The organism is Corynebacterium hiratae (assembly GCF_009708045.1).
GTDB lineage: Bacteria > Actinomycetota > Actinomycetes > Mycobacteriales > Mycobacteriaceae > Corynebacterium > Corynebacterium hiratae.
Genome location: NZ_VIOG01000014.1, coordinates 47,231 through 71,814, shown reverse-complemented (window position 1 = coordinate 71,814; position 24,584 = coordinate 47,231). Strand labels below are relative to the sequence as shown.

Here is a 24,584-nt window from a genome sequence, read left to right as displayed (position 1 = left end):
GCCGTGACTCTTAACGAACCGCCTCATCGCCCAGAACTACATTTCGTTCCCGACACCGGGATCCTCGACGCCCCCGCGGGAATCGTCCGCGACGGTAACACGTGGCACCTGTTCCACCAGTACCGGCCCGCAGCTGACCAGCCCGCACGCTGGGGCCATTCCACGTCGGAAGAAACAGCTTTTGAGTGGCTCGACTGCGACGATGTCCTCGCCCCCGTGGGCGGAGAGCTGTCGCTGCGTGCTGGCTCCGTCGCGGAGGGCAAGGACGCGCTCAACTTGTATTTCACCTCGGTGACCTCGGTGGGCACGAGCGTGCGCCTAGCGCGTTACACCGACTACGCCGATGAGTGCGTCGTCTCCGATGACCCTACGGCGCTCGACCCGGATGTCGTCCGCTTCGGCGAGGCTGTCGGTGCCAGCACCAATCACGACCGCTTCCGCTCTCCCTCTGTGGTCCCAGATTGGGCCAAGGAGGACCGCGAGGAAGGCCACGATGGCTGGCTCATGCTTGCGCTGACCGGGCACTCGGACGCGCCGGTGCCGGTGATCCTGGATAGCCCCGATGGCGAATCCTGGACGCTCCTCGGGCCGTTGAGCTTCGACGGCGACCCCGGTTTTGAGGAGGGCGAGGTTCCGGCTACCTCCCCCATCCCGCCGGTGGTCTCGCCGCGCTTGGTGCGCCTGCGCGACGAGGTCGATAGGGAAATCTACGATGTGCTCTTCGTGACCTTAGAGCGCGAGGGCCGCGATGTTTCCGGCTATATCGTGGGCCGCCTTGATGGCACGGTGTTCACCGTGGCGAAGGGTTTCCAGCGCGTGGACTTTGGCCACGACTTCTCCCGGCCGCGCAACACCAACACCACGACCGGAACGATTCCGCAGGAGCGCCGCTACGACCGCGCGGTCATCCTCGGTCTGCTTAACGGCAACGGTCGCGGTGACGACGCCACCAAGCACCCATCCTGGCAGGCGGAGGGCTGGGCTAATAGCCTGTCGCTGCCGCGTGCGGTCACGCTGCAGGGCGGTGTGCTGTACCAGACCCCAGCGGAGGGTCTGCCGGATGCGGTGAAACTCTCCGACTATGCCCAATCCTGGACTGGTGTTTTGGAGGTTCCGGAAGGCTCCGCCGTGACCGTCACGCTGAAGGACAGTAACGGTGATGCCGCCGCGGTCATCCGCCACACTGGCTCCGAGATCAGCCTGGATCGCTCCATGTCGAAGGCCTTTGATCACTACTTCAAGGACTCTGCTCCTGCGGTGACCCAACTGGCGGAGGGCGATTCGGACACTCTCACCGTCATCCAAGACGGCGCTAGCGTTGAGGTGTTTGTGGACGGCGGCTTGGTGGCTATGAGCTCTCGTATCTACTTCGAGGGCGGATGCTCTGCCATCGAGGTCAGCACGGAGGGCGAGGCTGTCATTGAGCAGTCGTGGAGCCGAAAGGGCACCAAGCGCTCTTAATCGCATCGCGCGTGTGTTGAACTATAAGAGGAGGACCGGGATGACCGGTCCTCCTCTTAATGCGCTCCCCTACCCTTCGCGCTCACCGTGGACATCAAACAACCACCGCGGGCGCTGCCGGTGAGCGCGAAGGGAGAACGATGCGGATCCTCTTCAGCGCCAGCGAGGCTACACAGCTTTCCTGCTTCCCTAAGCCAGGTCAGATCACACCCCGCCCTTCGCGCTCACCATAGACATCAAACAACCACCGCGGGCGCGGCCGGTGAGCGCGAAGGGAGATTAGCGAGGATGCCCTCGAGCGCCAGCGGGACCACGCAGCTGACGCGCGTCACTCAGCCAGGCCGGGCCTCACTCCGCCCTTCGCGCTCACCGTGGACTTCAGACAACCGTCGCGTGCACTGCCGGTGAGCGCGAAGGGAAGTTTTGGTAGCCGCGCGGCGTCAAGGCCGGACCGGGGATGTAGCCATGAAATGCTGAGGATGGACCGGGGATGTAGCCATGAAATGCTGAGGATGGGCCACAGCTGCAGCTATGAAGCGTTTAGGCCAGAAATGCAATCAGCACGCGGCCCGAGATTAAAGCCGCCTATTAAGCAGAGCGCAGGCGGTCCAGACGGGCATGCGCCGTCACGGTCAGGGTTTGCGGCAGAGAGGCCATACGCTCAGCCAGCTCTTCCGGGCTGATGTGGCGCGCCGAGGGGCTCATTCCCACCTGCGCGGCGATGGAGGCCTTGTCGAGGACAATGGGGAAGGAAATATCGACCGGATCGGCCGCCTGTTCAAGGAAACCTTCCGCCTGCGCGTAGAGGCGCTCCACCTTTCCTTCCTCGACGCCGAGGATGCCCAAAGGCTCCCGCAGCTCATCGAGGTGGCCGGCCTGTGGAGTCAGCACGATAACCTCCCCGCCGGGGGCGAGCACGCGCTGGAATTCCGCCGGGTTGCGCGGGGCGAAGACGACAGAGATGGCGTGAATCGAATCATCCTTGAGCGGCAGACGCTCCCACACATCCGCGACCACAGCACCGACGCGCTCGTGCGACTTGGCCAGGTGCTTGGCCGCATGCGTAGAGATATCCAGGCCCACGCCACGAGCGCCCTCAATCGAATCGAGCGTGTGGGCAAGGTAGTAACCCGTGCCCGCGCCCACCTCAAGGAGCGCGGGGGCGGTGTCCACATCCAGGCCTGCTACGTGCTCAGCCGCATCCTGGGTTTCCAAAGAGTCCTGGACCGCGCCGGTCACTGCCTCCACGAAGGGCGCGAAGTGCCCCATGGCCAGGTAGGTCTCGCGGGCGGTAACCATCGCGGCATCGTCGCCCTGATGTTTCAGGCCCGCGCCGGCCGCCAGCGTGACGTAGCCCTGCTTGGCCACGTCATAAGAATGGCCGGTCTCCGACACGAGGCGAGAAAAATCATCCGCACCCTGCAGGGCGCTGCCATCGGCGGGATCGGCCAGAATATCGACGATATGTGAAAGCATGCTCCTAGACTAGCTAGAAACTGCTACGAGGAGTGAACCCAGCTCCGCTGCCTCTTCTTTACTGAGCTCAATAACAATGCGCCCACCCCCGTCAGAAGGAATGCGCATCACGATCTTGCGGGACTCCTCTACCGCTTCCATCTCTCCACCAGTGGTACGGGGCTTCATCGCTGCCATATTGAGTCTCCTTCGACTATTTTTAGAACGTCCTTCTAGTCTAGCTCTTTTTCGGCCGACAGCGGCAGGCTCGTTGCCACACCCGCGGCGGAAGCCTCCGCAGAATCATCTGCAGAACCGTCAGAAGCCACCAGCTCAGCGCCCAAGCGGCGCTCCACGGCGGCTAGCAGCGCATCCACTTGGTCCTGGCGGTAGCCGCGTGTCACGACGTCGAAACGCAGGTCGTCGAAGCGCCCCTCTTCAAGAGCGCGCAGATTCTCCTCGTTGGTATCCACGGCCGTATCGGGAGCCTCCATCACGGTCCCCCGACCCACGATGGTTCCCCACGCCCATGTGCCAATAATGACGAGGGCGATAAGGACGACGATGAGAAGAATCCAGGACATCATGCGCTAAATCTTACCCAGCAGCGGCGGACGTTGGGCAACGGGGCCAACCACGCCCGCGCGGGAGAGGATGGTGCGCGCGACAACATCGGCCATCGGGGCCAGCTCCTCAAGCGGCCGGTTGCGGTGGGCGCGGGTGCCCAGGTCCACCTCGGCGATGGCGTGGGGGCCATAGCGCTTGGCGACGTCTATCAGCAACCCCGCCTCCACCCCGTAGCCCGCCACAAAAGGCAGACCCAGGGCTGTCTCGCGGCGAATCGCGTACTCCCCGCCCAGAGGCTGATCGATGTGCGCGAGCTCGGGGAAGAACATGCGCAGCAGCGGCTTGGCGCTCAGCTCCGTAACTCGCCCGCCACCGGTGGGCTGGCCGTTCAGGCTGCGCGCGTAGCGCGCCTTGACCAGCTGCACGTGGGGATCCACGAAGGGCTCGGTCAGTGCTGTGACCATGCCGGGCCGCGCAGACTCTAAATCCGCGTCGATGAACACGACCACCTCACCACGGGCCGCGGCCACCCCGCGCCACAGGGACTCGCCTTTTCCCGGACGCGGTTCCTCGTCCAGCACCTCGCGCCAGTTGCACACCCGGGCACCCGCCGCGGCGGCCCGGGCGGCGGTCTCATCGGTGGAATCGGCGTCGATGACGATGACCTCTAAAGGCTCATCCGCCAGGCAGGCGCGCACGACGTGCGCGACGGTGCGCTCCTCATTCAGCGCAGGGATGACCACAGAAATGCTCGGAAACATGCCTTAGGCCAGCCCCCGCGTCGTCGCGAGCGGCGCCATGTGCCCCTGAATGGCAGCGGTCATGCGGATGACATCGAGCGTCGGGCCCACCTCATGCACCCGAAACGCCGCCACGCCGCGCGCTGCCGACCACGCCGTCGCTGCCAGGGTGCCCGCGACGCGCTGGTCGACGGCTCGGTCGAGGGTCTCGCCCACAAAGTCCTTATTCGATAACGCCATGAGCACCGGCCACCCCGTCGCCACGATCTCATCGACGCGCCGCAGCAACTCCAGACCGTGGAAGGTGTTCTTGCCGAAGTCGTGCGTAGGGTCGATGAACGTCAGCTCCTCCGGGCAGCCGAGGTCGGCGGCGCGCTCCGCCAGTCGCGTAGTCTCGGCGATGACGTCAGCGACCACGTCGTCGAAGTGCACCCGATGCGGGCGGGTGCGCGGGGTCACGCCGCCGGTGTGCGAGCACACGTAGCCCACCTTGTGGTGGCCGGCGACTTCGATGAGCTCAGGGTCCCAGCCGGCCCACGTGTCGTTGACCAACCCGGCGCCCGCGGCGATAGCTTCCTCTGCGACCTCGGCGCGCCACGTGTCCACGGAGATCAGCGCCTCAGGGCGGCGACGGTGCAGCTCCGCGATGGTGGGCACGACGCGCTCGATTTCCTCGGCCGCGTCGACGTGCTCACCCGGGCCGGCCTTGACGCCGCCGATGTCGATGATGGAGGCGCCGTCGTCAAGCGCCTGCTCAGCACGCTGGATTGCGGGGTCGAGCTCGAAGGTGGCGCCCTTGTCGTAGAAGGAGTCCGGCGTGCGGTTCACAATCGCCATGACCCGCGCGAGGTTGGGGGCAGAGGTCACTTGTCTTCTTGCTCCCGCAGGCGCTTGTCCGACATGACCTTGTGCGCGGCCAGGATGTGGGCGACGGCTTCGTCGATATCGTCGGTGACCAGGAAGAGATCGAGGTCCTCGGGGTTGATGAACCCGCCCTCGGCCAGGGTCTTCTTCATCCATTCCACCAGGCCTGCCCAGTACTCGGTACCCATGAGGACGATGGGATAGTTGGTCACCTTGCCGGTTTGGACCATGCACATGACCTCGAAGAACTCATCCATGGTGCCCATGCCGCCGGGCAGGCAGATGAAGGCCTGGGAGTATTTGAGGAACATGGTCTTGCGGGCGAAGAAGTAGCGGAAGTTCAGGCCCAGATCCACGTAGGGGTTCAGGCCCTGTTCGTGCGGCAGCTCGATGCCGAGGCCCACAGACAGCCCGCCAGCCTCGTGCGCGCCGCGGTTGGCCGCCTCCATAATGCCCGGGCCGCCGCCGGTGATGACGGCATATTTGGCTTCCACGAGTCGGCGGCCCAAGGCCACGCCCAGCTGGTAATTCGGATCATCCTCCGGGGTGCGGGCAGAGCCGAAGACGGTCACGGCCTTGGGTAGCTTGGCCAGGGCGTCGAACCCGTCCACGAACTCGCCCTGAATGCGCAGGACGCGCCAGGGATCGGCGTGCTGCCACTCGTGATCCGCGCCAGACTGCAGCAGGCGCTGATCAAAGGTGGAGGACTGCTCCCCGGCGGTGCGCACGAGAAGAGGTCCGCGCAGGGTGCGCAGTTGCTCAGGAGTCATGGTGGTGTTATCCCTTCAGGTAATTCAAGAGTGCGGTCGAGACTTCGGTGATCTGGGCGATGGGCACCTGCTCGTCCTTCTTGTGAGCAAAGCCCGGATCGCCAGGGCCGAAGTTAACGGCTGGGGTACCCATCTCGGAGAAACGGGCCACGTCGGTCCACCCGTACTTGGCGCGGACGTTGCCGCCGACGGCGTCGACAAGCGCGCGCGCCGCTGGCTGCCCCAAACCGGGCAGGGCGGCCCCAGCGATGTCATCGACCTCCACGGTGATGCTCTCATGCTCGCCGAGGACCTCCAGCAGGTGCGCCAGCGCCTCTTCGGAATTGCGGTCGGGAGCGAAGCGGAAGTTGACGAACATCCAAGCCTCGTCCGGGATGGTGTTGGTGGCCACGCCGGATTCGAGGTGAACGATGTTGAGGCCTTCCTTGTAGGTGCAGCCGTCAATCTCGACGTCGCGCGGCTGGTAGTTGGCCACGTTGAGCATCACCGGCGCCAAGGTGTGCGCCGCGTTGGAGCCCAGCCAGGCGCGGGCCGAGTGCGCGCGAGTGCCGTGGGCGGTAACGCGCACGCGGATGGTGCCTTGGCAGCCGGCCTCGATCATGGCGCCGGAGGGCTCACCCAACAGCGCTAGGTCTCCCTGCAGCCACTCCGGGTGATCCTTCTGCAAGTGGCCCAGGCCGTTGAATTCGGTGGCGACCTCCTCGCCCTCATAGGCGATGACCGTGAGGTCGTGCTTGAGCTCATCGGAGTCGTACAGCTGCGCAAAGGCGTTGAGGTAGACCGCCATGCCGGACTTCATGTCCACGGTGCCGCAGCCATACATGGTGGCGCCGTCCTCCGACATGGTGTGGGGGACGTTTTCGGCCAAGGGCACGGTATCGATGTGGCCGGCGAGGACCACGCGGCTTTCGAAGCCCCGATTCGTCCGGGCGCAGACGGTGTTGCCGTAGCGTTCCACCTCTACTGTGCTCTGGTCCAGACCGCGCAGGGCTTCCTCGACGGCATCAGCGATCGCTTGCTCGTGGTGCGAAGGGCTAGGGATATCCACCAGCGCCTTGGTCAGCTCGATGGGATCGGAGAAGAGATTTAAAGTCACAACCCGCCATGCTAGCGCCCCCGGTTGCTTAGTGCATTGCGTAAAGTACTTCCCGTTGCAAACAATCAACAGCGTTGAAGGTGATTTCCCTATGGCTGCGGCCACTCAACTCAAAACCCGCCACCTCACCATGATGGGCCTCGGTTCCGCGGTGGGCGCGGGCCTCTTCCTAGGCGTCGGCCTGGGCATCCAGGTCTCCGGCACCTCCGTCCTTATTTCCTATGCGGTCGCCGGCGCGCTCATCGCTTTGGTGATGTGGATGCTCGGTGAGATGGCCGCCGCGCGCCCTTCGCTGGGCGCTTTCTCTACCTATGCGGGCCAGGCCTTCGGGCCATGGGCCAGGTTTACCTTGGGCTGGATTTACTGGTTCATGCTGGTTATGGTGATGGGCGCGGAGATAACCGGTGCCGCGGCGATTGTCTCCAACTGGTTCGGGGTGGACCCCTGGATTCCGGCATTGGTGGCCGTGGTCTTCTTCGCCATCGTTAACTTTGCCGCCGTGGGTGGCTTCGGCGAATTCGAGTTCTGGTTCGCCATCATCAAGGTGGCCACGATCGTGGCCTTCCTGGGCGTCGGTGTGCTCATGGCACTGGGTATCCTGCCGGGTATGGACCTGTCCATGGCGGGACATAACTTCACGGAGAACTTCCTGCCCAACGGCGGCCCTGGTTTTGCCGCCGGCTTGCTCGCCGTGGCTTTCGCTTTCGGTGGCATCGAACTGGTCACCATTGCCGCGGCGGAATCTGAGGACCCAGCCCACAACGTCGCTACTGCCGTGCGCGCCATCATCGTGCGCATCATGGTCTTCTACATCGGATCCATCCTGGTCATCACCATGGCCTTGCCTTTCAGCTCCATCCAGGACGCCGATGTGGCCGCGGACTCGCCCTTCACCCTGGTCCTCGCCGCCGCGAAGATCCCCTTCGCCGCGGGATTCATGGAAGCCATCATCGCCTTGGCGCTGCTATCTGCCTTCAACGCGCAGATCTACGCCACCTCCCGCTTGGTCTACGACATGGCCAAGGACCACAGCGCGCACCACGTCTTCTTGAAGACCAACGTCTCCGGCTCCCCCATTTATGCGGTCGTGCTCTCCATCATCTTTGCCTTCGCATCGGTGGTACTGCAGTACTGGAACCCGCCGGGGCTTCTGGCCTTCCTCTTCAACGCGGTGGGCGGCTGCCTGCTGGTCATCTGGTGTTTCATCGTGGCCTCCTACATCAAGCTGCACCCTCAGATGAAGGCCAACGGCGAGCTCACGACGCTGCGTGTGCCGGGCTTCCCCTGGCTGCCGTGGCTGACTGCCCTAGCACTGGTGGGTCTTACGATTCTCATGCTTTTCGACGCCTCCGCCCGCAACCAAGTCCTCGCCGTCCTCATCCTGACCGTTTCCCTGGTTGTGATCTTCCACCTACTCCCGGGTAACAAAAGGCGCGCGTCGAACGCGTAGCTGCTAGGGTGTGACCCTATGACTTCAGCATCCGCACGCGGCCTGGCAACCATTACCCACGACGGCACCGTCCTGGACGTCTGGTTCCCCGCAGTTCACACCGATATCTCTGTAGAAGCCAGCGGCACCGAGCGCTTGGAGGAGGTTCCGCAGCAGTTCGCTGACCTCGTTGGCCCCGACGAGGAGCGCGGCGTCGCCCGCATCGCGGTGGAGACCACCATCAAGGATCTGGACGAGGCTCCCGCCGACACCTACGACGCTTACCTGCGCCTGCACCTGCTCTCCCACCGCGCAGTCAAGCCTCACGGCCTGAACGTAGACGGTATCTTCGGCAAGCTGGCCAACGTCGTGTGGACCAACTACGGCCCCTGCGCGGTAGCCGATTTCCAGATGGTCCGCGGCCGCCTCGCCTCCCGCGGCCCGGTCGTGGTCTACTCCGTCGATAAGTTCCCGCGCATGGTGGACTACGTTGTCCCGTCCGGCGTGCGCATCGGTGACGCCGACCGCGTTCGCCTGGGCGCCCACCTCGCTGAGGGCACGACCGTGATGCACGAGGGCTTCGTTAACTTCAACGCCGGCACCCTGGGCGCCTCCATGGTCGAGGGCCGTATTTCCGCAGGCGTCGTCGTGGGCGATGGCTCCGATATCGGCGGCGGCGCCTCCATCATGGGCACCCTGTCCGGCGGCGGCAAGGAGGTCATCTCCATCGGTGAGCGCTGCCTGCTCGGCGCGAACTCCGGCGTGGGCATTTCGCTTGGCGACGACGCCGTCGTCGAAGCCGGCCTCTACGTCACCGCCGGTACCAAGATTGCGGTCTTCGGCAAGATAGCCGAGGCCCTGGGCCTGTCTGAGGGCGACACCATCAAGGGTTCCAAGCTCTCTGGCGTCTCCGGCGTGCTGCTGCGCCGCAACTCCGTCACCGGCGCCGTCGAGGCCGTGGAGTGGAGGTCTGAGGCTGTGGCCCTCAACGAGGACCTGCACAAGAACTAAACGCTGTTGCTTGAGGCCCCCGTTCTTGCGGGGGCTTTTGCGATCTTGACCTAAGACTCCGAGTCGCGGGCTTCCTGTCCTCGGGCGCGCACCGCTACGGGGACCTCCCCCGCCCTACCAATTCTCCCCTTATGCCCACTTACCGCGAGCGGCTGCCTACAATGCTAAAGGTGACTGCTCAAAACGATTCCTCTCCTCGCTCACTCGGCAGCGGCTTGAAAGTCCGCCACCTGACCATGATGGGGCTGGGTTCCACCATTGGCGCTGGCCTTTTCTTAGGCACCGGCGTTGGCATTTCTGCCGCCGGCCCCGCGGTCCTCTTGGCTTATCTCATCGCTGGTTTCCTTGCCATCTTGGTCATGCAGATGCTCGGTGAAATGGGCACGGTCATCCCCGCATCCGGCTCCTTTTCCGAATATGCGGAGCACGGCATCGGCTGCTGGGCTGGATTTACACAGGGCTGGATTTATTGGCTCGCCACCGTCGCGGTTCTGGGCGCGGAAATCACCGGCGCGGCCGGATTCATCGGCGCGTGGTTTAACTGCCCGCCCTGGATCCCCGCAGCCATCTGCGTGGCTCTCTTCGGAACCATCAACCTGCTGCGGGTGCGCTTGTTTGGTGAGTTTGAGTACTGGTTCGCCTTCATCAAGGTCGCCGTCATTATTGCTTTCCTCGTTATCGGCGCGCTGCTCATCTTCGGCCTTCTCCCCGGCCACACCTTCATCGGCACGTCGGTCTTCCTCGAAGACGGCTTCATGCCCAACGGCCTCGGCGGCGTGGCCGCCGGTCTGCTCGCCGTGGCCTTCGCGTTCGGCGGCATCGAGGTCGTCGCCATCGCCGCGGCGGAATCCGAGGACCCCGAGAAGTCCCTCGTCAACGCAGTGCGCACCACCATTACCCGCATTTCCGTGTTCTACCTGGGCTCCGTCCTCGTCATCACCTTCCTCCTGCCCTATTCCTCGCTCGGTTCCGCGAAGTCTGCTGCCGAGTCGCCGTTCACCATGGTCTTGGACCGCGCCGGAATCCCAGGTGCTGCTGCCATCATGGAAGTGGTCATCGTCCTCGCGCTGCTCTCTGCTTTCAACGCGCAGATCTACGCTTCCTCTCGCATGATGCACTCGCTGGCTAGCCGCGGCGAAGCCCCCAAGCTCTTCGCCGCCACCGACCGTCGCGGCGTCCCGACGGCGGCCATCGCGCTGTCTGTCATTCTTTCCGCGGTGATGGTTGTTCTCAACTATGCGGATACCGGGTGGCTGCTGTCCTTCATGCTCAACGCCGCTGGCGCCTCGCTGCTCATCGTGTGGGTCTTCATCGCAGTGAGCCAGTTGCGCCTGCGCCCGCAGCTCGAGGCCATCCACCCGCTGCCGGTACGCATGTGGGCCTACCCCTACCTCACGTGGTTCGCGCTGGCGCTCTTTGCGGCCATTGCGGTGCTCATGCTTACCGACGCCTCCGCCCGCATCCAACTCTTCTCCGCTGCCGCCATGTTCGCGGTACTCGCAGTTGCAGGTGTCATCAACGCGAAGGCCCGCGACATTGCCCCGACCTCGCGCCTGCCCCTACCGACGGCCGAGGAGCTCGAGGCCCGCTAGCCGCCCCTCGCCATCTCGCCGCCCAACCCCCTCGTTTCCATCGCCGCCCCACTCCCTCGTTTCCATCGCCGCCCCACCTTTCGCGCTCACCGGCCGACCAGCGTTGTACCGTTTGTCCGCTCTTGGTGGCCGCCAAGGGTCAGGCGCAGGAGCTTACCCACTCAATCACTCCCTTCGCGCTCACCATCGATGAGCTGAAGAGCGCCAGGCACGTGCTCCGTGAGCGCAAAGGAGAAGGCGGAACCAAACGGGGCTGCTTTCCCGCCACGCCTATCACTGACCACCCTTCGCGCTCACCGGCGACCGGGGTGTCGCCTTTTCAAGGCTTCCCGTGGGCGCGAAGGGAGTTTCGGGGCGGGCAAGAGGTGCAAAAATTGCGGACGCGACAACTTCTTAGTGCAAAATCGACGCCGCAGGGCCGAGTTATCCACAGGCGGGGAATTGACCCTCGACGCGTCGTTAAGCACTGCATACCTTGAGCTTCATGAAGGCATGGACGACCGCAGAGCTTCGCGAGCAAGGCTTGAGCAAGGAGGCAATCAGGCGGAAGCTTCGCGCGGGGACGCTCTTTCGCGTGCACCGCGGGATTTATAGCGACGAGTGGTCGCCGCTTGCCGTGGCGCGGGCTCTGGCGCACGGGCTCAGTCGAATACATTTCACGGGCAAGACCGCGCAGGAGATTCACTTGGGGAGGAAGCTGACGTTTCCGTTGGAAGCCGAGGGGCCGCGCACGCTTAAAGGCAAGAATTTTCGGGTGACGCATTCACGCCTGTCGGCTACTGCCAAGGTGAATGGCCTGCCCGTTGTCCAGGTACTGTGGGCAGCCCGTCGTATAGCCGCGGCCTGCGGCCAGCTGCTGGAAGAGTACTACCGCGGCAAAACAGGGCCCGCCCGCCTCGAAAATGACCGGCGAAGGATGCGTCGGGTTCCCCGGCGTTTGAAAGAGACTATCCGCCACACGCCGATTGGGGCCGATAGCGTACCGGAGCGCCAGCTCAGCCGAAGGCTTAGCTCGGACGGGATTTTTCCTGAGCACAACGCGCTCATCGCGGGTTACCGCTTCGACCTGAAGATTGGCAAGCTCATCATCGAGGTCGACGGCTGGGAGTACCACAAAAATGATCGGGCGTTTCAAGCGGACCGCTCGAAGCAGAACGCGGCCGTAGCCCATGGGTATACGGTTTTGCGCTTTACTGCCGACGATATCCGCTACCACCTCAACGACGCCTTCTTGCTTATCAAAGCGACTCTTGAGCTGCTCAAAGGGCGAAATCCCAAGCTCCCTTCTGCGGCAACCCAGCCTTATTGGACTTGGCACTTATGCATGCAAACATTGCCATAGTGACAAGTTTTCTTTACACTTAGGCATGTAAGAGTTACACACCGTAAAGGAGGCCAGATGGCCGAGCATCAGAACATGGTTCGCAAATGGCGGCGCTGGCTCGAGATGTCTCAAGCCGACCTTGCTGAACGGGCCGGCGTTTCCCGCCAGACAATCGCCAATATCGAACGCGGCAACTACTCCCCCTCCGTCTACCTAGCGCTAGACATCTGCCGCGAACTGGGAAAAACCATCGAAGAAGTCTTTGGAGATGAACAACATGATTAACGCCCTGGCCAACTACACGCTCCGCGAGATCGACCGCGCCTCTCGCGACGAATTCGAGCGCGAGACTTTCTACAAGGCCAACACCATCAGCGCTACCCCGACCCGCTTCCTCGAGCTCGTCGCCGCAGCCATCCTCGCCTGGGTCCTTCCTGGTCAGATGAGCATGCTGTGCTTCCTCGCCATCGCACCGTCTATCATCGGCAATCTCTTCGGCACGGCGTGGCTGCGCAAGCGCGTCGCCACCCCGCCTGTTGGCCGCATTTGGCCTGCGATGACCGTCTACCTCATCCCGCTCATTGTGATGTTCGTTGGAATTGCCCACAACGCTTACGCACCGGACTCCACCTCCTACTTGCTTGGCGCTGGGGCTGGCGTGACCGCCGCCATCATCTTCACGCCATTCCTTCGCCGCCGCCAGCATCAACGCGACCAGGCCCGCCTCGACTCCGAGTTCGACGACTAGACCGCACTGCCCGGCCAATCCCCATCCATCCCGCCCTTCGCGCTCACCGCGGACGGCGGGTCTTGCTTTTTACAGGCGCCGGTGAGCGCCAAGGATAGTTCAAGCCGATACTGCCGGCCCCCGCAAAGAATGCAGCCTTGCCCTGCCCCGCTAAACCGCTGCCGCCGCCCCTTCCCGCTCACTGTAAACGGGAACTAGCGAATCTATTAGATGCCGGTGAGCGCAAAGGGCGGGTTTCCGATTTTCGTCCCTAAGCGCTCACCAGCACGATGGAGCGCTTCCACGCCGTGTCTCCAGTGAGCGCGAAGGAAGCGGTGCGTGCCGACGCCTCCCTTCCCGCTCACCGCAGCATCGAAAAGACCCCACCGGCCATCGCTGGTGAGCGCGAAGGGCAGGCGGGGCGGAGGAAGAGCCGCGCGACGGAAGGACGGACAGAAAGAAGACGGGGGGCGAAGGGCTGGTATTAAGCCGGTTCGGTCTCGTGAACCAAGATCGGCGTCTTTGGCTTCGAGCGGAACGTCCACAGCTTATTGAAGATGAAGTTAATCGGCATCGCCACCACGATGGAAATGGCGTTGGCCCAGTAGTACATCGTGCGGAAGCCGGTAGAGTCGTCGAAAATATGCGGCGGCAGCTGCAACGGCGAGGTCGGATTCATCAGCAAGTACTGCACCGCGAGGGTAACCAGGTAGGCGCCGATACCCGTGATGAGGAATGGGAAGAACCCACGCAACCAAGACACCTTGTTCACGGACTTAAACGTCCACATGCGGTTGAGCTGGTAGTTCCAGGTATTCGCCACCAAGAAGGCAATCGTGGAAAAGAGCATGAACCAACGCACGTGGAACTGCGTGCCGAACAGGTTGAACATCGCGTCATGCGGCGTGGCACCAAACCACGCCAAACCGCACTTTGCAGCCACAATCGAAGTCGCAATGTTGACCAACGTGCCCGAACCACCGACCAGACCGAACTTAATGAACTGGCCAAGATTCGAGGCAAAGCGAGCAAAGCTCAGATCCGCCATGGACACGCCCTTCGTACAAAATGCTCAATTATGATGAATAAAACTTCGTTTGAGTTTAGTCCCTCATTCAGCGCAAACTAAAACGCGCGCCGCAAGAGCGCCGAATCTCACAGCTGAAACTCACGCTTCTCACCAGAAAGCGGATCCTTAAAGCTCAAAGCTACGTGAGTAAGCCGCAGGGGCGTGGAAAAATCGTAGAGGGACAACCCGCGATCCACCGGATAAGTATCGTCCCCCACAATCGGATGCCCCAGGTGGTTAAGCACCACGCGAATCTGGTGGGTATGGCCGGTCAGTGGCCAGACATCGGCCACCGCTCCCCGAGCGCGCACCCGAGTCACCGTAGGCGTGCCGATAGGATCCACGCGGACCTGGCGCTCACCCCGCACTCGCCGCATGCCCAGCCGCACCGTGCCGTCGAAGGAGAAGGGCGCGGCCACCCGAGCACGGTAGCGCTTCACCACCGCACGCTCCTGAAAAAGCTGCTGGTACGCAGCGCGCGTGCGCGGATTACGCGAGCACAGCACCAACCCCGACGTCAACCGGTCCAGCCGGTGCAGCGGCACAATAGAGTCCTCCCCGTAGTCCACGCGCAGGCGGGTTTGGAGGGTCTCGCGCACGATGCGCCCGTTCGACGTCGTGGGCAGAAAGTGCGGCTTGTCCGCGACTATCAGGTCCCCGTCCTCAAACACCACGCGGTAATCAAACGGAATAGGCTCTTCGGAAGGCACCGAAGGGTGATACCAGGCCAGCGTTGGGCCGGGAAGCACAGTGCCGGGCTCTAAGCGAGTACCGGGCGAAAACGCGGAATCGCCCGCCTCACCTGCCCAATAGGTAGGAGTGGCGGGCACGATGCCCGTGAGCATCACCTTACGCGGGCTAATCCCCTCCCGCGCTGGTGGGCGAAAGGCCATTTACGCAGCCAAGCGGGCCACGGCTGCGGCGATGCGCTCATCAGTGCCGTTGAGGCCAATGCGCACGAATTGCTCGCCCGCTGGGCCATAGAAGTCACCCGGTGCAACGAGGATGCCGCGCTCGGCCAGCCAGTCGACGGTCGCCCGGCAGTTCTCACCGCGCGTTGCCCACAGGTAGAGCCCAGCCTCGGAGTGCTCGATCCGAAAGCCCGCGCCGGTCAGTGCCCGCATGAGATCCACACGGCGCGCGGCATAGCGCTGGCGCTGGAGGGCTTCGGAGGGGTCGTCGGCAAGCGCGGCGACCATGGCCGCCTGGATGGGGCCTGGAACGATGAGCCCTGCGTGCTTGCGCAGCTCCAGCAGCTCCGCGATGAGCTGGGCATCGCCCGCGAAGAAACCGGCACGGTAAGAAGCCATGTTCGCGCTCTTGGACAGCGAATGCATGGCGATGAGACCGGTGTTGTCGCCATCGGTCACGCGCGGATCCAGGATGGACACCGGCGGGTTCTCATCATCCCAGCCCAGGCCCATGTAGCACTCGTCCGAGGCCACGATGGCATTGTTCGCGCGCGCCCAGGCGACGATCTCACGCAGCTTCTCGACGCCCAACACCCGGCCCGTCGGATTCGACGGCGAGTTGATGAACACGAGCGACGCATCCTGGAAATCCTCATCGGCGCGCAGAGGCTTGGCACCGGCCAGAAGTGCACCGACTTCATAGGTGGGATAAGCCACCGTCGGGAAAGCCACGGTCTCGCCGCGCATGCCCAGCAAGGTAGGCAGCCAGGCGATAGCTTCCTTAGTGCCGATGACCGGCAGCACCGCGTCCACGTTCATGTTGTAGCGGCGCTGCAGCGCCTTCGCAATGGCCTCGCGCAGCTCCGGGGTGCCCTGTGTCTGCGGGTAGCCGGGGGCCTCGGCCGCTGCGGACAGCGCTAACTGCACGCCTGGGGCCACCGGATCGACGGGATTGCCCACCGATAGGTCAACGATCCCGTCCGGGTGCGCCTGTGCTTTCTTCTTGGCGTCAGCAAGCGAGTTCCACGGAAAATCCGGGAGCGTGTCTCCCAGCGGCGTGCGGCTCATCTATTACTCCTGGTTCTGAGGCGGGAGTGCAGCGATCATCGGGACATCAAAGTCCTGCGGGCCGAGCGCAGCTGCGCCGCCCGGGGAGCCGAGATCATCAAAGAAGGCGGCGTTAGCATCGTTGTAGTCCAGCCACTCATCCGGGACATCATCCTCGTAGAAGATGGCCTCCACCGGGCAAGCCGGCTCACAGGCGCCGCAGTCCACGCACTCGTCCGGGTGGATGTAGAGCATGCGCTTGCCCTCGTAGATGCAGTCGACCGGGCACTCTTCAACGCAGCCGCGGTCCATCACGTCGACGCAAGGCTGCGCGATGGTGTAAGTCATAAGGTGTTTAAACTCCTGTGTGTCACGGGTTTTCTACGACTAACAGTATGCTACTCCGAGGCGAAAAATGGCCAAACGCTACCCGCGATTCCCGCGGCGAACAGCAGCAGGCTGAGAATATTATTGGCCAGCAAGCTACCGTCCCCGATAGCGGCACCCAGCATGAACGCGAGGAAACCCGCCACCCAAGCTAAACCGGGCAAGCCCGCGATGTAGGGATTCTCACTCCACAGCCGCGCTGTGCGGGTCAGCACCCCGTTGAACCAAAAGGCGATGAGGATGGTGATCGGAAAGGCCACGCTGGCCCCGTCGAACCATGGCACGCGGGCGGTGAGATAGACCACCTCTAAGGTCAGCGAGCAGAGTGCGCCTAAGACGAGCCACACTAGGCCCCCTACTTGCTCGCCGCGGGAGAAGTCGGTGCGGATTGCGCGCTCGCTCATTTCTCCCCCAGCAATGAATCCTGCAGCTCACCTTGGCCCAGCTGGTAGAACTCGTGGCGCAGCAGCGGCATGGTGAGCAGGTTGGACAAGGCATAGGCAGCGGGAACCTCCGCGGGATCCTTCAAGCCCGCCTGGGCGGCGTGAGGGTTGACGGTAGTGAGGGAGCCGTCGGCAAGCCAGATCTGCGTGGCGTGGGCCAGCATCGCTGCGCGCTTGGCGCTGAGAGCCGCGTCAGTGAGCTCGTAGGCCACATCGCAGCCAGCATTGGTGAAGTTATCCAGGTACTCCTTATCGGGCAGGCTCCAGCCCTCCGGAGGGGTAACAGCATCGAGGCCGCGGTAGTGCGCGGCGCGCTCAAAGACGGCCCACCAGATGCGCTGCTCAGGCGAGGCAGCCGCATGCACGGCCTTGTGCACAGCGATATGGTCGGGGTGCCCGTAACCGCCGTCCGGGCCATAGGTCAGCACTGCATGTGGACGCAGCGCGATAAGGTGGCCCCGCAACAGGTCGGCGGCCTCTTCCACGCGGTTGACCAGGGCCCGCGGATTCTCGTGAGCGGGCGAGCCTTCCATGCCGGAATCGCGGAAGTGCCCGAAACCACCCAGCTGAATGCCGTCGACGCCTAAAGCGTCGAGCGCGTGCTTAAGCTCCCAGGCGCGGAACCCTCCCAGCTGGTCGGTCTCCGCGAGGCCCTGGTAGGGCTCGCCGATGATCTCGCCTTCCTCACCCAGCGTCGCGGTAATCACGGTGACCTGCGCGCCGCGCGCGGACAGGTCCGCCAACGTTCCGCCGGTAAAAAGCACCTCGTCATCTGGGTGGGCATGAACGGCCACGACACGGTAGCCGGTGAGATCCTTAGTCATCATCTTTCCTCCACTGCGGTGCGCTGATGAGGCCGGAGTCCCAGTCCTCAATGCTTTGTCCGGGGCCAACAATACCCTTGCCCAAAGCATGGATACGCACCTCGTTGAGCAGCGGGACGAAGAGCGCTTCCTCCCTGTTGAGATGCTCTACGTGCTCCTGCGCGGTCGCGGAATCCACCTCGCCAGAGAGAATGCCCAGGGCAGTGTCGGCGGAGTTTTCCGGGCAGTACCCGGACAACGTTGCCGCCGGGCGCGTGGGTGTCGCGCACACGAAATAGTTGGCCAAGCTGAGTGCGTCCTCGCCGTTCTCATCCCACGCCACCACAGCATCCACCTTGCCCGCCGGGAGCAGGTCGGAGGTAATCGTGGTCAAGCGTTCGGTGACGACCTCCGCGTCGATGGCCTTGGCTTGGAGCACGTCCACGATGGTGGTGGCCGCCGCCAAGGCGGTGGGGTACTGGGGATCCACGGCAATCCGCACCGGCTTGCGGCCCGCACGCTCGCGCAATGGGGCGAGCTCCGCGTGGCTATCGAAGGGATTGTTCCCAGCCTTGAGCTCCGAGGCGCGGCCGGTGGCGAGGCGGGCTAGTTGGTCGGTGTCGAGAAGCGAGGCTAACGCACGGCGTTGCGCCTGTTCATCGAGTGCTCCTTCAACCGCCGACATGTTCAGCCGCAGCTGGCGTTGCCGGGTCACCACACCGGTATTGACGTTGCTGAGCAGGCTCAAGTTCTCCAGGGTGGTCTGCTGCGGGGTGATATCAGCAAAACCGATCTGGTGCGAGCGCAGCATGTTCACCGCCTGCGCGGTATCACGCACAGCGCGCAGCTGAATGACGTCGATATTCGCGGGATCTTCTCCCCAGAACCGATCATTGCGGTTGAGGGTAATGATTCCTCGGCCGCGATCCATTCCGGCGACGAGGTAGCGCCCGGCCGAGGCGGGGATCCCGTCCGCCAGGGCCGAGGCGAAATCGCGGTCCTCCAGAAGGTGGGAGGGCACGAGGTTGGCAAAGAGCTTGTGCCAATCCTCCACGCGATGCCCGAAGTCAACGGTGACCACGCGCCCATTCCCGGAGGTCCGCACGGCTGTAATTGCCCGGTAGCCAGCCACGTCCTTCGCGCCCGGCGTGCGCATTATCTGTGACCACAGGTAGTTGAAATCGGAGCCGCTGATCGGCGTGCCATCCGACCATTGCGCCGGCCCGGCGATGGTATAGCGTACCCGCATGGCAATGCTGCCGGGGGCTTCGATCTCCTCTGCGGATTCCAGGACATCCGTATCCATCTCAGAGCCGTGGAAAGCTGAAGGAAGGACCAGCTCCGCAATCTGGTTGACCAGCTCGGAGTTGTTCGCCACTAGGTGTGGGTTGAGCCCACCGCGCAGCGGGTCCACCCCAATCGCCACGGTGCTGCGCTCCGGCAGAAGGTCCTCTTCGGGTGCTACCTCAGGTGGCGGGGCCGTGGTGCTGGAATTCGTTGGAGTGGTACTGCGATCGTTCTCATCTACCACCGGCGGCGGACCGGGGTTGGCCTGGCAGGCGGTAAGCAGGGCGGCTGCGAGGATAACGCCAAGCCGAGGCAGGAAACGGTCCACTCCACACAACCTTTACATTCCGAAAACTTTCCCTACCACTGTAGTTGCCCGGGGCGGCGCTGAGCGAACTACTTGTTGAGCTGCTTGGCGCGGGCGGCCGCGCGCTTGCGGTCGGTGGCGGACAGCTCGACCTTGCGCACGCGTAGAACGTTCGGGCCGACCTCAACGCACTCGTCGGTCCCACAGAACTCCAGCGCCTCTTCCAGGGACAGGGTCCGGGCCTTGGCCAGGGTGACGGTGGCGTCCGCGGTGGCGGAACGCATGTTGGTCAGCTTCTTTTCCTTGGTGATGTTGATATCCATATCCTCATCACGGTTATTGGCGCCGACAACCATGCCCTCGTAGGCCTCCATGCCCGGCTCCACGAAGAAGTCACCGCGGTCCGCCAGCTGCTGGAGGGCGTAGGCGGTGATCTGGCCGGAACGGTCGGCCACCAGGGAGCCGGTTGGACGGGCCTTGATGTCGCCGGCCCAGACGTCGAGGCCATCGGAGATGGAGTTGGCGATGCCAGCGCCGCGGGTCTCCGTCATGAACTGGGTGCGGAAACCGATGAGACCGCGGGCGGGAACGCGGAAGACCATGCGGACCCAGTCGCCCTCGCGCACGTCCATGGACTGCATCTGCCCCTTGCGGGTGGCCAGCAGCTGGGTAATAGCGCCCTGGTGCTCGGAGGGGGAATCGATGGTGAGCATCTCATAGGGCTCCATCGTCTTTCCGTCGATGACCTGGGTGACTACCTGCGGCTTACCGACGGTCAACTCGAAGCCCTCGCGGCGCATGTTCTCGATGAGTACGGAAAGCGCCATCTCGCCGCGGCCCTGGACTTCCCAAGCGTCGGGACGCTCGGTCGGCAGCACCTTGATGGAGACGTTACCGATGAGCTCCTGGTCCAGGCGGGCCTTGACCAAGCGGGCGGTGAGCTTATCGCCGCCGCCCTGGCCTGCCATCGGGGAGGTGTTCACGCCAATGGTCATGGAAATGGCCGGCTCGTCGACCTTGATGCGCGGCAGCGGCTCTGGGTGCTCGACGTCCGCGATGGTGTCACCAATCATGATGTCGGAGATACCAGAGATGGCCACGATGTCACCGGCGATGGCCTCGGTGTCCGGCTGGCGCTGGAAACCGACGGTGCGCAGCAGCTCCGCCACCTTGACGGTCTTGGTGTGCATCTCCCCTTCCTCGTCGTAGTGCATCCAGGCCACCTGCTGACCCTTCTTGATGGTGCCGGAATAGATACGAAGCAGGGCGATACGACCAAGGAAGTCATCGGAGTCCAGGTTGGTCACGTGTGCCTGCAGAGGGGCGTCGACCTTGGCGGAGGGCTCGGGGAGGACGTCATAAATAACGTCGAAAAGCGCCTGCAGATCATCGGCGTTCGGGACGTTGCCGTTGCCTGGGTTCTCAGTGGAAGCCTTGCCCTCGCGGCCGGAGGTGTAGAGGACCGGCAGGCCCAGCAGCTCCTCGGCGGCAGCGGCTGCTTCCTCGTCCTCGAGGCCGGCGGCGATTTCCAGCAGCAGGTCCTGGGCCTCGGTGACGACCTCGTCGATACGGGCGTCCGGGCGGTCGGTCTTATTCACGCAAATGATGACCGGCAGCTTCGCCTCCAGCGCCTTGGTGAGCACGAAGCGGGTCTGCGGGAGGGGGCCTTCGGAGGCGTCGACAAGCAAGACGACGCCGTCCACCATGGAGATACCGCGCTCGACCTCGCCGCCGAAGTCGGCGTGGCCCGGGGTATCGATGACGTTGATGATGAGATCCCCGCCGTCCTTGCCCAGGCCCTTGCGGTGGATGGCGGTGTTCTTCGCCAGAATGGTGATGCCGCGCTCGCGCTCCTGATCGTTGGAGTCCATGACGCGATCCGAGTGTTCGCCATGGTCGCCGAAAGCGCCGGACTGCTCCAGCATGCCGTTGACAAGGGTGGTTTTACCGTGGTCAACGTGCGCGACGATGGCTACGTTACGGAATTCAGTATTACTCACGTGTGGGGTGCTCCTTCAAAGCATGGTGCGTTAGCGATGTGAACGGCCCTTAAATATACTCTCTAGCCCTTTGATGTGCAGCATCGCGCGCGATGTAACGAATTGATATCAACAGCCGACATACCGCACAGTAGGGCTCTAAAAAGAGTTGACTACGCCGAAAAAGTGAATATTGTGACAGCAGATACTATTGTGACTGATGTGATCACTGTGTAGTTTCTGTGACGTCACTTCCCCCACCCACACACAAGGATTCTCCATGGCCTTTTCTGAACAGCACTCCACCGGTTCCGCCCGTCGCGGTGTAGCCGGACTCACTGCTGCCCTGATGATGGGCCTGCTCAGCATCACGCCCGCGCATGCCGGCGCCCCTGATCTCTCCTCGCTGGTGAACGTTCCTCAGAGCAGCAACCCGCTGGACAGCCTCGGCCGTCCCACCCCGGAGACGCAGGAGCGTGTTCGTGCTTTCGCGGCACAGCCATGGATCCCGCAGGAGGCCCGCAGCGCCATCCTCACCGCACTCAACTTCACCGCTGGTGACGGCGGTGAGGGCGGCGTCGCGATGCCGGAGGGAAATAACCCCGGCTTCCGCCAGTTCTACTGGCCCACGGTCTCCGCGCAGTGCATCGGCGGGCAGGGCGATTCGGTGGGTTCCGCCATCGCCGTACCGGGCCCGACCGATATGCCGGCCCCAGGCGCCGGTGAAGGCGAAGCCGTCTTCCTCTTCACCGCCCTGGGTACCCCGACCGCCGCTGAAGAACAGGGCGCCATGCGCGTCCAGTGGTTCAACCTGGACACCTTCCAGTTCGGCACCACTCCCCTCTTCAACAACGGCATCAACACCGATGGGCCAACCACGGTCTCGGGCCGCGCAACGACCGGCAAGGGTACCGTCGTGGCGGTCCTCTCCGGTGCGGTCAACACTGCTGAATCCTCGTGTTCCTTCCCACCTACCGCGGCTTTCCTCGAGGTGAACTAATGAGCACAGATCTGCACCCAGTCAAGCAAGAGACCTTCAATACGGCCGACAACATCAATGTCGACCCGAAAGGTTTCCAGCGCGAGGTAGACACCTACCGGGTCACCGATTTTGGCCTGTACATGGCCCGCGGCGCCAACCACCCGCGCTTCGGCTACCTCGAGTCTTGGCTGCTGCCGGAGCTCGGCCTGCGCGCCAATATCTTCCACTTCCGCGAGGGCGTGGACGTGCACCAGGACTTCTACATCGACATCGCCGACATCGACGTTGACGGGGACGTGTGGACCACCCGCGATCTCTACGTCGACTTGGTTTCTACCTCCGGCGAGCCGGTCGACGTGCTCGACATCGACGAGCTAGCCGCGGCCACCTCCAACGGCCTCATCAGTGCCGAGGAGGCCGAGCGCGCCATGGAGCGCACGCTGGCCGCCGTCGAGGGCATCACGCGTTACGGCGATGACGCCATGAATTGGCTGCGCACGCTGGGCATGGACCTCACATGGGCAGAGGATGTAGAGCTCGTTCCTGCCGAGTAAAGTTGGGGAGACACTTCTCCCCTACCCCTAAGGATGTGAGCCATGGCCGGTGGCCTCTTTGCCCTGCTTGACGACGTCGCCCTGATCGCCCGCTCCGCTGCCTCCAGCGTCGACGACGTGGCAGCGCTAGCCGGAAAGACTTCGATGAAAGCCGCCGGTGTCGTCGTCGATGACGCCGCCGTCACGCCCCAATATGTCCAGGGCGTCAAGCCGCAGCGCGAGCTGCCAATGATCTGGCGCATCACCAAGGGCTCGCTCATCAACAAGCTCGTCATCATCCTGCCCATCGCGCTCATCCTGTCGTGGATCGCGCCTTGGGCCCTGACTCCCATCCTCATGTGCGGCGGTACTTACCTGTGCTTCGAGGGCGCGGAGAAGATCTTCCACTCAGTTTTCCACCGCGGCGAAAAGGAGGAAAAGCCAGCGGAAGAAAGAGGCCCTGAGGCCGAAGACTCCCTGGTCAAGTCCGCTATCACCACGGACCTCATCCTCTCCGCCGAAATCATGGTCATCTCCCTCAACGAGGTCATGGACCAACCCTTCTGGCTGCGCCTCGGCACCCTAGTCACCGTCGGTGTCCTCCTCACCTTGGGCGTCTATGGCGCCGTCGGGCTGCTAGTCAAGATGGATGACATCGGCGTCGCCCTGCTCAAGCGCCACGATGGTGACTCCGCCCTGGGTACCGCGTTGGTAAAGGGCATGCCCATCGTGCTCAAGATCATCGGCATCATCGGCACCGCCGCCATGCTGTGGGTGGGCGGCCACATCGTGGTCAAGGGCCTGAGCGAATTCGGCGCCGAGCAGCCTTATGGCTTTATCCACCACGTGACAGAGAGCATCAACAACGGCGCCCTCGCCTGGTTGGCGGACACCGGCTTGTCCATGCTGTGCGGCTTTATTCTGGGCGCCGTCATCGTCAGCATTGTCATGGCGGTCAAGGCCACCGCGGAGCGCGTGAAATAACCTCTAAATAAACAGCGCGAGTGAAACCGCCATGACCGCCATGCCGGCGATAAGGCCGTAGATGGCGCAGTGGTGTTCGCCGGTTTCCTCCGCCGTGGGCAAGAGCTCATCGAGGGAGATGAACACCATGATGCCGGCGATGACGGCGAAGCTGATGCCGAAGGTCATCGGCCCGATAAACGGCATCAGCAGCGCGAAGCCGATGAGAGCGCCGAGGGGCTCGGCCAGCCCCGATAACGTGGCCCACCAGAAGGCCTTCTTCCGCGAGCCCGTTGCGCTGCGCAGGGGTACCGCCACCGCAATGCCCTCGGGGATGTTGTGAATGGCGATAGCCACGGCAACGGGGATGGCGATCTCCGGGGCTTCCAGGCCCGAGAGGAACGTGGCGAAGCCCTCCGGGAAATTGTGAATGGCCAGCGCGAAGGCGGTGAACATGCCGGTCTTCATCAGCCTTTTGCGCCGCGCCTCTTCTTCGGTCGTGGCCGGCTCGTGCGGGTTGATCTCCTCGGGCACCAAGCGGTCAATGATCGCGATAATCGCAATGCCCGCGAAGAATGCCGCCATCATCGTCCAGGTGGCGCGCGCTTCGTCCCCGAGGGTGCTTTCTAGTTTCTTCAGGGCCTCCGGCAAGATTTCCATGAAGGAGACGTAGAGCATCACGCCCGCGGACAGGCCCAGGGCAGCGGCCATGAACTTCGGGCCAGGTTCTCTCTTGCCTACGGCGAGGGCGCCTCCGATGGACGTCGACAAGCCAGACAGCAACACAAGGCTGAAAGCGAACGCGATGGTGGCTAAGTCCATAGTGGCAAACTATAG

The 24,584-nt window shown here is 63.4% G+C and carries 26 protein-coding genes; 10 read left to right on the top strand and 16 right to left on the bottom strand.

Translation table 11 applies throughout. The features are described from left to right. Positions 1–3: 3 nt before the first annotated feature. Positions 4–1,461, top strand: a complete 1,458-nt coding sequence (locus tag FME68_RS11385; RefSeq protein ID WP_328287836.1) for a GH32 C-terminal domain-containing protein — start codon at positions 4–6, stop codon at positions 1,459–1,461. Positions 1,462–2,049: 588 nt separating this feature from the next. On the opposite strand, the gene FME68_RS11380 is transcribed toward FME68_RS11385, so the two are convergent. Genes FME68_RS11380 through dapE form a run of 7 tightly spaced genes read right to left on the bottom strand, consistent with a single transcriptional unit; the run spans position 2,050 to position 6,953 of the window. Then, positions 2,050–2,937 (bottom strand): methyltransferase domain-containing protein, encoded by an 888-nt coding sequence (locus FME68_RS11380; protein ID WP_070754998.1) that lies wholly within the window; start codon positions 2,935–2,937, stop codon positions 2,050–2,052. Between the two features lie 9 nt (positions 2,938–2,946). Further along, the gene (locus tag FME68_RS11375) at positions 2,947–3,114 is read right to left on the bottom strand and encodes a DUF3117 domain-containing protein (protein WP_010187237.1); all 168 of its coding nucleotides are present in this window, start codon (positions 3,112–3,114) and stop codon (positions 2,947–2,949) included. 35 nt (positions 3,115–3,149) lie between these two features. Next, positions 3,150–3,503 carry a DivIVA domain-containing protein gene (locus FME68_RS11370; RefSeq protein WP_158397603.1) on the bottom strand — a complete coding sequence of 118 codons (354 nt, stop codon included), beginning with the start codon at positions 3,501–3,503 and terminating at the stop codon, positions 3,150–3,152. 3 nt (positions 3,504–3,506) lie between these two features. Continuing rightward, a complete protein-coding gene (locus FME68_RS11365; protein ID WP_158397602.1) occupies positions 3,507–4,244 on the bottom strand; it encodes a glucosyl-3-phosphoglycerate synthase in 738 nt (245 codons plus the stop codon). A 3-nt stretch (positions 4,245–4,247) separates the two neighbouring features. Then, positions 4,248–5,060, bottom strand: a complete 813-nt coding sequence (folP, locus tag FME68_RS11360; protein WP_158397613.1) for a dihydropteroate synthase — start codon at positions 5,058–5,060, stop codon at positions 4,248–4,250. Between the two features lie 26 nt (positions 5,061–5,086). Continuing rightward, entirely contained in the window at positions 5,087–5,857 is a 771-nt protein-coding gene (locus FME68_RS11355) for an LOG family protein (RefSeq protein WP_046648293.1), read from the bottom strand. A gap of 7 nt (positions 5,858–5,864) precedes the next feature. Continuing rightward, complete coding sequence (gene dapE / locus FME68_RS11350; protein WP_328287835.1) at positions 5,865–6,953, bottom strand: succinyl-diaminopimelate desuccinylase; 1,089 nt, start codon at positions 6,951–6,953, stop codon at positions 5,865–5,867. Between the two features lie 91 nt (positions 6,954–7,044). On the opposite strand from dapE, the gene FME68_RS11345 reads away from it, so the two are divergent. The 6 genes from FME68_RS11345 to FME68_RS11325 all read left to right on the top strand — a co-directional run bounded on the left by FME68_RS11345 (position 7,045) and on the right by FME68_RS11325 (position 13,057). Beyond that, on the top strand, positions 7,045–8,403 hold the full coding sequence (locus tag FME68_RS11345) for an amino acid permease (protein ID WP_070509627.1): 1,359 nt from the start codon (positions 7,045–7,047) through the stop codon (positions 8,401–8,403). An 18-nt stretch (positions 8,404–8,421) separates the two neighbouring features. Further along, on the top strand, positions 8,422–9,393 hold the full coding sequence (dapD, locus tag FME68_RS11340; RefSeq protein WP_158397601.1) for a 2,3,4,5-tetrahydropyridine-2,6-dicarboxylate N-succinyltransferase: 972 nt from the start codon (positions 8,422–8,424) through the stop codon (positions 9,391–9,393). Between the two features lie 161 nt (positions 9,394–9,554). Then, positions 9,555–10,985, top strand: coding sequence for an amino acid permease (locus FME68_RS11335; protein ID WP_158397600.1), 1,431 nt, complete (start codon positions 9,555–9,557; stop codon positions 10,983–10,985). Between the two features lie 484 nt (positions 10,986–11,469). After that, positions 11,470–12,327: a type IV toxin-antitoxin system AbiEi family antitoxin domain-containing protein gene (locus FME68_RS11330; RefSeq protein WP_158397599.1), complete on the top strand. Its 858-nt coding sequence runs from the start codon at positions 11,470–11,472 to the stop codon at positions 12,325–12,327. A gap of 57 nt (positions 12,328–12,384) precedes the next feature. Next, the gene (locus tag FME68_RS13090) at positions 12,385–12,594 is read left to right on the top strand and encodes a helix-turn-helix transcriptional regulator (RefSeq protein WP_046648286.1); all 210 of its coding nucleotides are present in this window, start codon (positions 12,385–12,387) and stop codon (positions 12,592–12,594) included. Next, complete coding sequence (locus tag FME68_RS11325; protein WP_230308991.1) at positions 12,578–13,057, top strand: SoxR reducing system RseC family protein; 480 nt, start codon at positions 12,578–12,580, stop codon at positions 13,055–13,057. The genes FME68_RS13090 and FME68_RS11325 overlap by 17 nt, the downstream gene beginning before the upstream one ends. Before the next feature lie 463 nt (positions 13,058–13,520). Here FME68_RS11325 and FME68_RS11320 read toward each other — a convergent pair whose 3' ends face one another. The 8 genes from FME68_RS11320 to typA all read right to left on the bottom strand — a co-directional run bounded on the left by FME68_RS11320 (position 13,521) and on the right by typA (position 21,290). Then, positions 13,521–14,084, bottom strand: coding sequence for a GtrA family protein (locus FME68_RS11320; protein WP_049154373.1), 564 nt, complete (start codon positions 14,082–14,084; stop codon positions 13,521–13,523). Positions 14,085–14,191: 107 nt separating this feature from the next. Next, positions 14,192–14,998 (bottom strand): pseudouridine synthase, encoded by an 807-nt coding sequence (locus FME68_RS11315; protein ID WP_046648281.1) that lies wholly within the window; start codon positions 14,996–14,998, stop codon positions 14,192–14,194. Next, the gene (gene dapC, locus FME68_RS11310; protein ID WP_158397598.1) at positions 14,999–16,084 is read right to left on the bottom strand and encodes a succinyldiaminopimelate transaminase; all 1,086 of its coding nucleotides are present in this window, start codon (positions 16,082–16,084) and stop codon (positions 14,999–15,001) included. It lies immediately after the preceding gene. Between the two features lie 3 nt (positions 16,085–16,087). Further along, positions 16,088–16,411, bottom strand: coding sequence for a ferredoxin (gene fdxA, locus FME68_RS11305; RefSeq protein ID WP_005327491.1), 324 nt, complete (start codon positions 16,409–16,411; stop codon positions 16,088–16,090). Between the two features lie 50 nt (positions 16,412–16,461). After that, a complete protein-coding gene (locus FME68_RS11300) occupies positions 16,462–16,854 on the bottom strand; it encodes a hypothetical protein (RefSeq protein ID WP_049154368.1) in 393 nt (130 codons plus the stop codon). After that, complete coding sequence (locus tag FME68_RS11295; protein ID WP_158397597.1) at positions 16,851–17,720, bottom strand: PIG-L family deacetylase; 870 nt, start codon at positions 17,718–17,720, stop codon at positions 16,851–16,853. The genes FME68_RS11300 and FME68_RS11295 overlap by 4 nt, the downstream gene beginning before the upstream one ends. Further along, the gene (locus FME68_RS11290; RefSeq protein ID WP_328287834.1) at positions 17,710–19,311 is read right to left on the bottom strand and encodes an ABC transporter family substrate-binding protein; all 1,602 of its coding nucleotides are present in this window, start codon (positions 19,309–19,311) and stop codon (positions 17,710–17,712) included. The genes FME68_RS11295 and FME68_RS11290 overlap by 11 nt, the downstream gene beginning before the upstream one ends. Positions 19,312–19,379: 68 nt before the next feature. Then, positions 19,380–21,290: a translational GTPase TypA gene (gene typA / locus FME68_RS11285; RefSeq protein ID WP_328287833.1), complete on the bottom strand. Its 1,911-nt coding sequence runs from the start codon at positions 21,288–21,290 to the stop codon at positions 19,380–19,382. Positions 21,291–21,549: 259 nt separating this feature from the next. Here typA and FME68_RS11280 point away from each other — a divergent pair, with 259 nt between their 5' ends. Genes FME68_RS11280 through FME68_RS11270 form a run of 3 tightly spaced genes read left to right on the top strand, consistent with a single transcriptional unit; the run spans position 21,550 to position 23,768 of the window. Continuing rightward, positions 21,550–22,269 carry an Rv1157c family protein gene (locus FME68_RS11280; RefSeq protein WP_158397595.1) on the top strand — a complete coding sequence of 240 codons (720 nt, stop codon included), beginning with the start codon at positions 21,550–21,552 and terminating at the stop codon, positions 22,267–22,269. Next, positions 22,269–22,805 (top strand): ribonuclease FAU-1 family protein, encoded by a 537-nt coding sequence (locus FME68_RS11275; protein ID WP_010187279.1) that lies wholly within the window; start codon positions 22,269–22,271, stop codon positions 22,803–22,805. Before FME68_RS11280 ends, FME68_RS11275 begins: the two co-directional genes overlap by 1 nt. A gap of 42 nt (positions 22,806–22,847) precedes the next feature. Beyond that, positions 22,848–23,768, top strand: coding sequence for a DUF808 domain-containing protein (locus FME68_RS11270; RefSeq protein ID WP_158397594.1), 921 nt, complete (start codon positions 22,848–22,850; stop codon positions 23,766–23,768). Positions 23,769–23,771: 3 nt separating this feature from the next. Here FME68_RS11270 and zupT read toward each other — a convergent pair whose 3' ends face one another. Then, positions 23,772–24,569, bottom strand: a complete 798-nt coding sequence (gene zupT / locus FME68_RS11265; RefSeq protein ID WP_049156397.1) for a zinc transporter ZupT — start codon at positions 24,567–24,569, stop codon at positions 23,772–23,774. Positions 24,570–24,584 lie beyond the last annotated feature (15 nt).